This window comes from Jonquetella sp. BV3C21 (assembly GCF_000468895.1).
Taxonomy (GTDB): Bacteria; Synergistota; Synergistia; order Synergistales; family Dethiosulfovibrionaceae; genus Jonquetella; species Jonquetella anthropi.
Window position 1 is genome coordinate 39,603 of the sequence record NZ_AWWC01000003.1, and the last position, 12,112, is coordinate 51,714.

At 62.5% G+C, this 12,112-nt stretch carries 10 protein-coding genes and 1 pseudogene; 7 read left to right on the forward strand and 4 right to left on the reverse strand.

Annotation, left to right across the window (positions count from 1 at the left end; all coding sequences use genetic code 11):
* Positions 1 to 2: 2 nt before the first annotated feature.
* From HMPREF1249_RS00595 to HMPREF1249_RS00605, 3 genes are all read right to left on the reverse strand, one after another.
* Entirely contained in the window at positions 3 to 998 is a 996-nt protein-coding gene (locus HMPREF1249_RS00595) for a TRAP transporter substrate-binding protein (RefSeq protein WP_021775650.1), read from the reverse strand.
* A gap of 75 nt (positions 999 to 1,073) precedes the next feature.
* Entirely contained in the window at positions 1,074 to 3,569 is a 2,496-nt protein-coding gene (locus tag HMPREF1249_RS00600) for a tetratricopeptide repeat protein (protein ID WP_039872991.1), read from the reverse strand.
* A complete protein-coding gene (locus tag HMPREF1249_RS00605; protein ID WP_008522287.1) occupies positions 3,566 to 4,972 on the reverse strand; it encodes an MATE family efflux transporter in 1,407 nt (468 codons plus the stop codon). The genes HMPREF1249_RS00600 and HMPREF1249_RS00605 overlap by 4 nt, the downstream gene beginning before the upstream one ends.
* A gap of 261 nt (positions 4,973 to 5,233) precedes the next feature.
* On the opposite strand from HMPREF1249_RS00605, the gene HMPREF1249_RS00610 reads away from it, so the two are divergent.
* From HMPREF1249_RS00610 to HMPREF1249_RS08140, 3 genes and pseudogenes are all read left to right on the forward strand, one after another.
* Positions 5,234 to 6,661, forward strand: coding sequence for an alanine/glycine:cation symporter family protein (locus HMPREF1249_RS00610; protein ID WP_008522289.1), 1,428 nt, complete (start codon positions 5,234 to 5,236; stop codon positions 6,659 to 6,661).
* An 81-nt stretch (positions 6,662 to 6,742) separates the two neighbouring features.
* Positions 6,743 to 7,471: pseudogene (locus HMPREF1249_RS00615) on the forward strand (glutaminase); the annotation flags it as partial.
* Positions 7,472 to 7,578: 107 nt separating this feature from the next.
* Entirely contained in the window at positions 7,579 to 7,659 is an 81-nt protein-coding gene (locus HMPREF1249_RS08140; protein ID WP_255348307.1) for a hypothetical protein, read from the forward strand.
* 47 nt (positions 7,660 to 7,706) lie between these two features.
* Here HMPREF1249_RS08140 and wecB read toward each other — a convergent pair whose 3' ends face one another.
* Positions 7,707 to 8,801, reverse strand: a complete 1,095-nt coding sequence (wecB, locus tag HMPREF1249_RS00620) for a non-hydrolyzing UDP-N-acetylglucosamine 2-epimerase (protein ID WP_008519961.1) — start codon at positions 8,799 to 8,801, stop codon at positions 7,707 to 7,709.
* A 209-nt stretch (positions 8,802 to 9,010) separates the two neighbouring features.
* Between wecB and HMPREF1249_RS00625 the strand changes: the two genes are divergently transcribed.
* From HMPREF1249_RS00625 to HMPREF1249_RS00640, 4 genes are all read left to right on the forward strand, one after another.
* Complete coding sequence (locus HMPREF1249_RS00625; RefSeq protein ID WP_008522293.1) at positions 9,011 to 10,420, forward strand: Sapep family Mn(2+)-dependent dipeptidase; 1,410 nt, start codon at positions 9,011 to 9,013, stop codon at positions 10,418 to 10,420.
* A gap of 129 nt (positions 10,421 to 10,549) precedes the next feature.
* Positions 10,550 to 11,182, forward strand: a complete 633-nt coding sequence (locus tag HMPREF1249_RS00630; RefSeq protein WP_008519968.1) for a MotA/TolQ/ExbB proton channel family protein — start codon at positions 10,550 to 10,552, stop codon at positions 11,180 to 11,182.
* Positions 11,172 to 11,558 (forward strand): ExbD/TolR family protein, encoded by a 387-nt coding sequence (locus HMPREF1249_RS00635; protein ID WP_008519970.1) that lies wholly within the window; start codon positions 11,172 to 11,174, stop codon positions 11,556 to 11,558. The genes HMPREF1249_RS00630 and HMPREF1249_RS00635 overlap by 11 nt, the downstream gene beginning before the upstream one ends.
* Entirely contained in the window at positions 11,555 to 12,064 is a 510-nt protein-coding gene (locus HMPREF1249_RS00640; RefSeq protein WP_008519972.1) for an energy transducer TonB, read from the forward strand. Before HMPREF1249_RS00635 ends, HMPREF1249_RS00640 begins: the two co-directional genes overlap by 4 nt.
* Positions 12,065 to 12,112: the final 48 nt, after the last annotated feature.

Genomic DNA, 12,112 nt, shown 5'->3' on the forward strand with positions numbered 1-12,112 from the left:
GGTTATTTCTCTTCCAGCGCGGCGTAGATCTTCTCCAAGAGCTCTTTCTGCTTAGGCGTAGAGGCGAACTCGCTGTGAACGGCTCGGCTGGCCTCGGCAAACTCCTTGCGGCCCTCTTCCGACAGGGACGAAATTTCGATGTTGCTCTTTTGGCGGATCATGTCTAGGTAGCCGTTTTCCGTCTCCTTCTGGAGAGCTCGCTCATAGTCTCTGGCCTGACGCTCGGCGTCGACGACCAGCTTCCGCGTCGTGTCGTCTAGGCCGTCGAACCACGCCCGGTTGGTGACCAGAATGTAGGGGAAGAACCCGTGGTTGCTCAGGATCAGGTGGCCCTGGACCTCGTAGAACTTGTTGAGGGCGATGGACTGAATCGGGTTTTCCTCTCCGTCGACGATGTCCTGCTGGAGCGCGTTGTAGAGCTCGGCGTACTCGATCGGCACCGGGTTGGCGCCCCAGGACTTGTACTGGGCGATCAGCAGCGGGCTGGGCATGACGCGCATCTTGAGCCCCTTGAAGTCGCTCGGGTGCTCGATCTTAATTTTCTTGGTGGTGAACTGCTTGAAGCCGCCAGACCACAGCCCGGCCACGTGGAACCCTTTGTCCAGCGCGCAGTCGAAGAGCTCCTGTCCCACCGGGCCGTCCATGACCCGATACAGGGCCTCGTTGCTGGGCCACAGGAACGGGAAGTCGATCAGCTTCAGCTCTTCGACGAACGGGGTCAGCACGGCTGACGGCTGAAGGGACATTTCCAGGGTGCCCATCTGAACCATCTCGGTCTGTTCCCGCATGGACCCCATCTGTCCGTGAGGGAAAATCTCGACCGTGATCGCTCCGCCCGACCCCTTCTCAACCAGCTCTTTGAACTTCTGAGCGCCCATGTCCTCCGGGCTGCCGACGGGCTGATTGTGGCTGAAACGAATCGTTGACGTGGGGAAATCGGCGGCAAATGCCGGAACCGCCAAAGCCGTCAGGAAAAATAGCGCCGCGAGCTTCTTCACACCCTCATCTCCCTTTTTGATACTCGGTTTAAATACCGCGTTCGGCTTCGATTATATCATTCAGAGGGCGGGAGCTCACTTTGAAGGGGCGGGCGAATCCTCCCCCGTTTCGTTCGGCAGGTCGGGTTCGTCTTGCTGGACCTCGTCTTCTGAGGGCTCGAAGGAGCCTCCGTCTTCTGGCATTTTATACAGCCGATCGGCCGTCGGCACGCTCCCTTCCAGCCGCCGAACGTCGTCGGCTGCGCCGGCGCTGCCGAGCCGCTGGGCGATCTGATAGCACAAAAGGGCCAGAGGCAGGTTAACTAGGCCGCCAAGTCCGTGCTCGTACAGTACGCCCAGCTGACGGGCCGCTTCGGGGTGGTCCTGATTCATCGCTTTGCGGAACCACCGGCGGGCGGCCTTGTTCTTATCACCTAAGTCGCCGGAGGCGCACAGCACGCCGAGATTGTACTGGGCGATGCGGTAGCCCTGAGACGCCGCCGGGAGGAAGTACTCCAAAGCCTTCTCCGGCTGATGGGGCAGGCCTTCGGCGCCTTGGCTGTAGAGAACGCCCAGCTGATTGAGCGCCGGCGCGTAGCTCTGGTCGGCCGCGGACTGGAGCAGCTTGAGAGCCTCGGGGACGTTCTTCCACTGTCCCAGCCCGATGAGGAGCATTCGGCCCAAGTTGTACTGGCCCTGCGGCGAGCCTCCGGAGGCCGCCCGCTGGTACCATTCGGCGGCGGTTTTCAGGTCCATGGCGGTTCCCGTGCCGGTGGCATACAGCTTCGCCAAGTTGCACTGCGCCACGGTGTTGCCGCTTTCCGCGGCCTTGGAATACCACTCGAACGCTTGAGCCGGATCGGGACGCCGTCCGCCGGCGCCTTCCAAGTACATGGTTCCGAGCAGGCACTGGGCTGCCGAGTTTCCGGCCTGAGCGGAGGCTTTGCAGGCTTTCCACGCCTTTTCCATGTCGGGCTCGCCGAACACTCCCTGCTGAATGAACTGGCTCAGCTTGTACCCGGCGGGTGCGTACCCCAGGCGGGCGGATCTGGTCAGGAGATTTTGAATGACCGCCGGGTCGGCGTGCTCGTGGTTTTCCAGATAAAAGAGGGCCAAGGCGCACAGGGCCGGCGGGTAGTCCTGTGCGGCCGCCTTTTTGTACCAGACGAGAGCCTGATCCATCGAGTCATCGCTGCCGGTGGACGACGACTCGAACAGCTGGCCGAGAAGAAGCTGGGCCTGCGCGCTGCCGTCTCCCGCGGCGCCCTTTAAAAGGGCCACGGCTTGGTTGGACGACTTGTCCCCTTCGTCCATCAGGATCTTAGCCAAAGCGAGGGTTGCCTCGGTATCCCCAGAGGCGGATGCTTCCTTCAGCAGTTTTTTCGCCTTCGCCAAGTTCTTGGGAACCCAGTCACCCCGAGCGCAGAGAACCCCTAGGTCCCGTTGGGCGTTTGTGCTGCCAGCCGCGGCGGCTTTTTCAAGCCATTGGACTCCGGCCTTGCGGTCTTGGGCGACGCCCTTGCCGATGATGGCGATTCGGCCCATGTTGTACATTCCTTCAGGCAGCCCGAAAGAAGCCGCTTTCTTGTACATCTCGGCCGCTTTGGCCTTGTTTTTCTCAACTCCGACGCCGGTTTCGTACAGCCGGCCCAAGTCGATGTACGCCTCGCTGTCGCCCGAGGTTGCTGCCGACGTGTAAAGCTGGAACGCTTTCTTCGGCTCAGGGGTGAATCCCATGCCGCCCCCGTTTTCGTAGATCTGGGCGAGGAACTTCTTCGCCGGCGTGTACCCGCCGGCAGCCGCTTGGCTCAGCAGCCGAAGCCCCTCGGCGCGCGCGTCCTTCTGCATCTTCAAAATCCCCAGCGCCATGAGCGAGGGCAGCGAGCCTTCGTCGGCGGCCTGCTTGTACAGCGTCTCGGCCTGAGCCGTGTCGCCCCGCTCTTCAGCGTCTGCTGCCAGAAGGTACCGGGCCGTGTTGTCGCCCTTTTCGGCGGCGGCGGCGATCAGGCGGGCGTACTCGTCCCGGGAGGCCTTGTCCGTTCGATCGTAAATTTCCAACGCCCGCTGGAGCATAGCCCAAGCCATCTTCTGTTTCAGGGCGCTTTGGAACGTCGCCTCAGCGTCCAGCAGGCGGTTTTCCGACTTGTACAGCTCGTACAGGTCCCGCGCGGCCCGCTCGATACCCCCATCGGCGCTTTTTTTGAGGTACGTCCGCCACGTCTTATCCGGATCCCGGGCCGGATCGGCCCGGAACATGATCGACAGGTTGTAGGCCGCCTCCGCGCTGCCCGCGTGGGCCGCCTTTTTGTACCATTTCGCCGCTTCGTCCGGTTTTTTCCCCGTTCCAAGCCCCTTGTCGTACATGTATCCGAGCGCGGCCCACGCGGCCCGGTCATTTTGCTCCGCCAGTTTCTTGAACAGATCAAACGCCACGTCGAATTTTTCGTCGCGGAACGCCTTCGCCGCCTCGGAAACCGAAACGGGCGGAGTCGGAGAGTCTCCCGGATCCTTTCTGGGCGACGACAGGCCTGGCCCGGCAAAGAGGACCGCGGCGGCGCAGGCGGTTAAAAAGGTAGAAAACTTCAACGTCATTCCTCCTGTGAGGCAGGTCGAGGAGCAGGCTCGACCCAGCGCTTTGATTCGCCATGAAGCAGCCAAGCGGCGATCACGCCGCCGAGAATATCGGTGATTGGAAAGCTGACCCACAGCCCGTCGGTGCCCAAAAAGCGCGGCAAAATCAGCACCGGCGGCAGAATGATCAGCTGACGTCCTAGGGTGAGGATCAGCGACTCTTTTGCCCTCCCCAGTCCCTGAAGGACGTAGGACGCGGTGATGGAGACGGCCGCCAGAGGCATGGCCGAATAGCCGATCCGCATCGCCCGAGCGGCCGCGGCCGTCAGAGCTGGGTTGCCGGAAGAGAACATGGCTACCATGCTCTCGGCCCAAATTTCGGTGATGACCGTGGTGACTGTCAGAAAAATTCCCGACGACCAGAGGGCGATGGACACCAGCCGCTTGACCCGCCGCAGGTTCCCCGCGCCGTAGTTGAAGCCGACCAGCGGCAGAACGCCGTCGCCGAGTCCCATGACCGGCAGGAACAGCAGGCTGTCCAGCGAGAAGAAAATTCCTTGGGCGGACAGGGCCAGCGAGCCGCCGTACTCGGAGAGAACCAAATTGAACAGCACCATCAGGATGCTGAAAAACAGCGTGCCAATGAAGGGAGAAAACCCGACGGCGGCGATCTGCCGGACCATGGCCCAGCGGATCCGCCAGCAGGACGGCTCGAGGTTCATCGGGGCACGCTTGCCCCACAGGTCAATCGATACCCACGCGAGGGACAGTCCCTGGCCGATAACCGTCGCGACGGCGGCGCCGGCGACGCCCCAGTTGAAGACGGCGATGAACAGCCAGTCCAGAGCCACGTTGCTCATCGTGCCGATGATCACCGACTCCATCGCCCGCCGCGGGCGTCCCAAGGCCCGGATGGTCTCGTTCTGGACGATTGTCCCGAACTGGAGCGCCATGCCCCAAAGGACGATCCGCAGGTACGTCTTGGACAGGTCCAAGATGTCGGGCGTGGCGCCGCAGAGCTTCACGACCGGGTCGAGGAAAAACTCTATGCCAAAACACAAAAGGAGCGTGGTCGCGGCCGAGAGGGTCATCATGTTGCCCATGGCCTGCTTTGCTTCTTCCAAGTCGCCGGCACCGAGCTTTCGGGACAGAAGGGACGTGCCGCCCGCGCAGATCAGCGTGGCCAAGGCGCCCTGAAACAGGGCGATGGGAAACGCGACCGACAGGGCCGCCAGGCCGGGAGAGCCCACCCAGTGGCCGATGAACATTCGGTCGACGATGTTGTACAGGGCGTTGGACAGAAAACCCATCATGGCCGGCGCGGAGAACTGGAAGATCAACCGCAACTCCGGGGTCGTTCCCATGCGCGCCCGTTCGGCGTTTTTGTCCCCAGCCAACTGGGGCATGTTCGTCTCGTTCGGCATGGTTCGTCCCTCCGGCGATCGTCAGATTTTCCTTATTGTACAGCCAAGGGTGTTCCTTTGTAGAGAGGCGGCCGGCTTCGCCGAAGCATCAATGAACAGAAAAGCTGAAGGGAAGGGAAAAGATCGCGCCAGTCTTTTGCTACTTGAAATAGGAAAATAGCTCTCGTACACTTTAGAATATCAGGTTTCTTCGGGAGCGCAGGCTACGCTAAAAACAAGGCGAAGACCTGACATTTCAAATGAAGAGGAGGCAGCAGAACCATGGAGACAGGTTTCATCGCGACTCTACACGATTGGATCAACATCGGCAACTCGATCCTTTGGGGAAACTTGATGACATATCTGCTCATCGGGACGGGGATTTACTACACCCTGAGACTTGGGTTCCCCCAGATTACCGGCTTCAAGCACATGTGGCACGTGACGCTCAAAGGGCGCAAGAGCGAAGAGGGCGGCATTACCTCCTTCCAGGCTCTCTGCACCAGCTTGGCGGCTCAGGTCGGCACGGGCAACGTGGCTGGCGTGGCGACGGCGATCGTCTCCGGAGGTCCCGGAGCGGTCTTCTGGATGTGGGTAACCGCTCTGGTCGGCATGGCCACCATTTACGGCGAAGCCATCCTCGGGCAGGTGTACCGGGTCAAAGGCACCGACGGTCTGTACCGCGGCGGCCCGGCGTACTACTTGGAGCGCGGTTTGGGACAGAAGTGGCTGGCCGTGTTGTTCTCCATCTCTATCATCATCGCCATGCCGCTCATCTTCAACGCCGTTCAGTCCAACTCCATCGTCAGCGGCCTCAAGGGCGCTTGGGGCTTTGACACGCAGAAAGTCGGCATCGGCGTTATTATCCTGACGGCTATCGTTATCTTCGGCGGACTTCGCCGGATTGCCAAGGTGGCCGAGATCGTCGTCCCGTTCATGGCCATTCTGTACATCCTCGGGGCCGTTTACATCGTTCTCACTCACCTTCCCGAGCTGCCGGGCGTTATCGCCGGCGTGTTCAAGTGCGCCTTTGGCGCTCAGCAGGTTGCCGGTGGCGTCCTAGGATTCACCGTCGCTCAGGCAGCCCGATTCGGCATCGCCCGCGGCCTGTTCTCCAACGAGGCCGGTATGGGTTCGACGCCTAACGCTAACGCTGTGGCCGACGTGCGGCACCCGGGCCGTCAGGGCTACGCGGCCATGATGGGCGTATTCGTCGATACGATCATCATCTGCTCCTGCACCGCCGTCATTCTGCTGCTGAACCCGGACGTTCTGACCAGCGGCAAGACCGGCGTCGAGGCCACTCAGATGGCTATTATGGGCGAAGTCGGCCAGTGGGGCGTGAGCTTCGTCGCGATCGCGCTGTGCTTCTTCGCTTGGACGTCCATTCTGGGCAACTACTATTACGGCGAGAGCAACATCATGTACCTGTTCGGCGAGAACAAGGGCTGCGTCACGGTCTTCCGGCTCTGCGTGCTCGGCATGATTTACTTCGGCGCTACTCACAGCGTGCCGATCGTTTGGGACATGGCTGACTTCTTCAACGGCATCATGGCCATGCTCAACCTGATTGGCGTGATCCTTTTGGCCGGCATCGCCTCGGCTGTGAAAAAGGACTACGACAGACGCCGGAGCCTCGGCGAGCTTGACCCGTACATTGACCGTTCTCAGATGAAGATCACGACCATCAAGGTCGAGCTTCCTGAATAACGTCCGTTTCTAATTCCACGAGGGCTCCGGAAGGGGCCCTCGGATTTTTATCCGCGGCAGGCTGCGCGGGGGAGGTCTGTCATGCAGCAGCTATTGGATCAAATCGTCAAGGAGTGCGCGCCGCTGAGCGAGGCCGGACACGTGGCCGATTACATTCCCGAACTGGCGAAGGCGAACCCGAAGTCCTTCGGGGCGGCGGTGACCGACAAGAACGGGAAACAGTGGGCGAGCGGGGACGCGGACGAGACGTTCTGTCTTGAATCGATCGCTAAAGTGGTGAGCTTGGCGCTGGCCCCTCAGCTTCGGGGCTTCGACGACGTGTTTGACCGAGTCGGCAGGAGCGCCATCGCGGATCCGTTCAACTCGATCATGCGGCTGGAAATGGACAGCCCGCACCGGTCTCACAACCCGATGATCAACTCGGGAGCCATCGTGGTGGTCTCCCTCCTTCCACAGGAGGGGGTAGGGGCAAAAATCGGGGCCGTTCTGGAGCTGTGCGCCGCCCTTTCGGTGCAGAAGACCGCCGATGTGGTCGAGCGGGTCTACCTGTCGGAGAAGTTTACCAGCGACAGAAACCGGGCTTTGGCGTATTTTCTCCGCAGCGTCGGCAGTTTGGAAGGGGACGTGGAAGACACGCTGGACGTGTACTTCCGAATGTGTTCTATCGGCACCACAGCCAAGCAGCTTTCCGTCTTGGGAGCGACTCTGGCCTGCGACGGCCGCAACCCTCTGACCGGGCGGGATGTAGTCAGCCCGACCGTTGTCCGAACCGTTCGGGCGCTCATGATGACCTGCGGCATGTACGACGGTTCGGGGGAGTTCGCCGTGGACGTGGGGATTCCGGCCAAGAGCGGCGTGGGCGGCGGCATCGACACGCCGAGCCGGGCCGGGCGGGGCTGGCAGTCTACGGCCCGTCGCTGGACGAGCGGGGCAACTCGGTCGCCGGCGTGGCGGCCATGAAGCGGCTGTCCCTCGAGGGCGGCTTCCGGGTCATATAAAAAAGAACCCCGGCTTCTCTATGGAGAAGCCGGGGTTCTTTGTTTTTTTAGGACAGCCGGGCGGTCAGGGCCTCGGCGATTCGACGGGAGGCGTGCCCGTCCCCGTACGGGTTGGGCGCGGCGCTCATGGCTTTCAGCCGAGCGTTATCGCTCATCAGGGCCGATGTTTTTTCAAAGACGGCGTTCGGGTCGTTCGTCACTAGGACCACCGAGCCGGAGGCAACGCCTTCTGGGCGCTCTGTCACGTTGCGGACCACCGCCACAGGGACGCCGAGAGAGGCGCCCTCTTCCTGCAGGCCGCCCGAGTCGGTGAGGAGCAGTCGGCTTTCGCTCATGAGCTTCGCCATCGCGCCGTAGTCCAGCGGGTCGGTCAAGGTGACGTTTGAAAGGCCTGCGAGCTGGGGACGCAGGGCGTCGCGGACGATCGGGTTCAGGTGCAGCGGCACGACGAAGTGCCAGTCGGAAAACGCGCGGGCCAACCGGGCGACCGCTTTCCCTAGGTTAGCCATGACGGGCCAGTTCTCCCGCCGGTGGAGCGTGACCGTCACGAGCGGCTTTTTGGCCGGAACCCCGTCGGGCCACCTCCCCTTTTGGGCGGCGTACAAAATCGCGTCCACGGCGGTCTGTCCGGTCACCAGAATGTTCGACGCCTTTCGCCCTTCGGCCAGCAGGTTGGCCTGAGCGCCCTCCGTGGGGGCGAACATCAGGTCGCTGAGGTCGTCGGTGAGCAGCCGATTGGCCTCTTCGGGAAACGGCTCGGCCAAGGAGAAGCTCCGCAGCCCCGCTTCCACGTGCCCGACCGGGAAACCGCACAAAAACGCCGCCCAAGCCGCCACGAAGGTGGTGATGGTGTCGCCGTGAACCAGCACGTAGTCGGGCTTCATCTCGGTCAAAGCGTGGGCTGCCGCAGGCAGCATCCGGGCCGCCAGCTCGGGCAGCGTCTGCCGGTCGGTCATCACGTCCAAGTTGCGGGCCGCCGGGACGTCGAAAATTTGGAGCGCTTGAGCCAGCTGGGTGCGGTGCTGGCCGGTCAGGAGCACGAGCGGCTCAAGCCCGCCCGTCTCGGACAGGGCGCGGTATACCGGCGCCATTTTGATTGCCTCAGGCCGCGTGCCGAAGGCGAGGACAACTCGTCGGGTCATGAAAAACCTCCTCAGAGAGATTTTATTATTATAGCCTTTTTATCGAACGGCGTTGAGGGCCGCACTGCTGACGAAACGTCGCGGCCTATGAGAAAAATAAGCCGAAAAAACGAATCATAGAAAAACCTGCACGGCCGGCGGTTTATCGAGTACAATCAGACAGTCAGTTACGGCGGTCTGGGGGCCGCGCGAAAGGAGCGAACGCAACGATGATGGAGCAGGTACGCAAGGTCATTGACGGAAAACGGGACGAGATCATTTCCACAATTCGCGAACTGGTGGCGGTGAAAAGCGTCGGCGGCGAGGCGCCTCTGCCGGACGCGCCGTTCGGCCCCGGGCCGAAGGCGGCTCTTGAGAAGTTCATCGAGATTTCCGACCGGATGGGATTTTCCACCGGCGTCTTTGAAAATCAGGTCGGCTGGGCCGAGGAAGGCGACGCTTCTCAGGAGCTGGTGACTATTCTGGCTCACGTGGACGTCGTGCCGGTCGGCGAAGGCTGGAGCTGCGATCCCTTCGAGGGCATGATTAAGGACGGTTTCCTATACGGCCGCGGCGTGGCCGACGACAAGGGCCCGGCCGTGTGCTCGCTGTACGCCTTGGCGGCCCTGAAGGAAGCGGGCGTCAAGCTTCGCCGGCGCGTCCGGGTCATGGTAGGGACCAACGAGGAAATGGGCTCGGCCGCGGTGGCTCACTACGTCGAATCGGGACAGGAGCTGCCGGTATGCGGCTTCACGCCTGATGCCGAGTACCCGCTGATCAACGGCGAAAAGGGGATCATTACCGCCCACCTGAGCGCGCCATTCGCTCCCTCGGGGGACGTGAAGATCGTCGCCTTCGACGGCGGCGTGGCCAGCAACGCCGTTCCCGACAAGGCGACAGTTGATCTGGAAGTTGCCGACGCCGCTTTGCCTCGGCTTCGCCGGGCCGTGGCCGAATTTGCCGCGCCCAAGGACGCGGCGCTTGAGATGGAAGAGCTGGGCGGCGGAAAGTTCCGCCTGTCCATGAAAGGTCTGGCGTTCCACGGGTCCAAGCCGCAGTACGGCTCCAACGCGGTCGCTCATCTGGTCGCGCTCCTGCGCCTCGTTCTGACCGACGGCGAGCAGGCGAAGGCGCTGGAGAAATTCGACCGGCTGGTGGGAGCTCAGAGCCGGGGCGAAAACTTGGGACTGCTTCGCTACGACGACGTGTCGGGCTTCACGTCCATGTGCTGGGGACTCATGAAGATGGACGGCGACCGGGTCAAGTTCAGCTTGAACTATCGGTACCCGGTCACGCTAGATCCAGCCAAGACCGAGGCGGATTTCCGTCAGGCCGCGGCCGATGCCGGGTTCGTCATTGAGACGATCAGCTGCGCGACGCCGCTTTACAAGCCCGAGGACGATCCGCTGGTCGTGAGCCTGATGAAAGCCTACCGGCAGGAGACGGGGCGCATGGACGACCGGCCGTTCTCCATCGGCGGCGGAACGTACGCGAAGGAAATTCCCAACATGTTGGCGTTCGGCATCTGCTTCCAGGACGAAAATCAGCACATTCACGAGATCGACGAGTGCTGGGAGATCGACCGAATCATCCTGACGACTAAAATCATCGCGGCGGCCATCGTCGAGTTGGCCTGCTAAGCGAAAAAAAGGAGCGGAGAGCGGAGCCCTAAGAGGCTCCGCTTTTTTATGGCGTTTCGGCCGGCGGGAGATTATCATAAGCTGACGGCTCAGACGTTGCCGTTTTGACAAACGAGAGGAGTTGTTCCTGTGATTCAAGCGTATAAGACTTTCATGCTGGGCGGCCCGATCATGCTGATCCTTCTGGTCCTGTCCCTGGCCGCCGCTGCCGTCTTCGTCCAGAGACTTCTGTTTGCCCGCCGCGCCTGGGAGGACCCGGAAGAGGCGGAAGGGATTGCGGCCGACATGCTGGCCGCTGGCCGGCCGGCTGAGGCGTTGGCCTCCGTTTCCGACGGGCCGGACACGTCGCTGCGCCGGGTGCTTCGCGCCGGTCTGTCCCACTGGAAGCTGTCCGGCGCAGACCTTCGGGATCTGCTCCAGCAGGAAATTCGCCGGGAGGCGTTTCGCTGGAGCTGGGGGCTCGGCTTTTTGTCAGTCACGGCTCGGGTCGCGCCGCTGCTCGGGCTTCTGGGCACGGTGGTTGGCATGGTGGATATTTTTCAGGCCCTGCCGGAAGTCTCCTCGTCGCCGATGACCGCGTTGGCGGGCGGCATTTACAAGGCGCTTTTCACGACCGTCGCCGGTCTGATCATCGCCATTCCGGCCCTTTTAGCCCACAGCTGGTGCAGTTCCCGGGTGGACAGGCTTGAGGAGACCCTGTCGCGGACCAGCGACCTGCTGCTTCGCTGTCACATGGCCGGCCGAGGCTCCCATGAGGATTAACCGCCGGACCGCGCCGGAGGCCGACCTGACGTCGCTGATCGACGTCCTGTTCATTCTGATCCTCTTTTTTGCCCTGTCGACGGCGATGATTCCCGGACAGGTGGCCGTCGAACTGCCCGAAGGGGCAGGCGCCGCGCCGGATAAGCCGTCGGTCGTCCTCACGGTGCGGCAGGACGGGACGGTTCTCTACGACGGTTCAAAGACGACGCTGGAAGGCGCCGTGGCTCAGGCGGCATCGCGTCCGAAAGACGCGGGAGACCTGCTCGTCGCCGCGGACGAGAACCTGCCGTACCGGCAGGTCGCCGAGCTCCTTGAGATGCTCCGCCGAGCCGGCGTGACGTCGGTGGCTCTGGCGCTGCGCGGCTTTGGGTCATGAGGCGGGACTGGCTGGTCGCCGTCGCCGTTTCCCTGTGCCTTCATGGGGCTGCGCTGGGCTGTCTGGGACTTTGGATGTCCGCGCCGTCCGGATCGGCTGGTGAAACGGCGCTCGAGGAGTCGGCTCCTTCGCCCCAGGACGAGGACGAAAAGGAGAGTACGGCGGCGGGGCGCGGCGGCCGGGGTCGGCCGCTCGCCATTTCCATTTCCATGGTCGTGTCGCCGCAGGTCTCCGGCGCGGCCGAGGGGTACAATGCCGGCATGGTCGTCGTCAAGACGACGCCCGACTACCCGCTGATTTCCCGCCTCTGGGGCGAGGAAGGCACAGCCCGGGTGCTGCTGTCGGTTCAGTCCGGCGAGGTCACGTCGGTGGCGCTGGAGCGCAGCTCCGGTTCGCCTCGTCTCGACCGGGCGGCCTGCGAGGCTTTGGGGCGGTGGCGTTTCAGGCCGGAAGTGGCCGGCGTCGTGCGGATTCCCGTCACGTTCCGCCTCGGCGGGCGAAAATAAAGGCCGAAAAAAGCGGCGGTCTGGGACGTTCGTCCCAAACCGCCGCTT

Coding starts and splice junctions, on each gene's coding strand:
- HMPREF1249_RS00600 (WP_039872991.1), bottom strand. CDS start 3,569: ATGACGTTGAAGTTTTCTACCTTTTTAACCGCCTGCGCCGCCGCGGTC.
- HMPREF1249_RS00605 (WP_008522287.1), bottom strand. CDS start 4,972: ATGCCGAACGAGACGAACATGCCCCAGTTGGCTGGGGACAAAAACGCC.
- HMPREF1249_RS00610 (WP_008522289.1), top strand. CDS start 5,234: ATGGAGACAGGTTTCATCGCGACTCTACACGATTGGATCAACATCGGC.
- wecB (WP_008519961.1), bottom strand. CDS start 8,801: ATGACCCGACGAGTTGTCCTCGCCTTCGGCACGCGGCCTGAGGCAATC.
- HMPREF1249_RS00625 (WP_008522293.1), top strand. CDS start 9,011: ATGATGGAGCAGGTACGCAAGGTCATTGACGGAAAACGGGACGAGATC.
- HMPREF1249_RS00635 (WP_008519970.1), top strand. CDS start 11,172: ATGAGGATTAACCGCCGGACCGCGCCGGAGGCCGACCTGACGTCGCTG.
- HMPREF1249_RS00640 (WP_008519972.1), top strand. CDS start 11,555: ATGAGGCGGGACTGGCTGGTCGCCGTCGCCGTTTCCCTGTGCCTTCAT.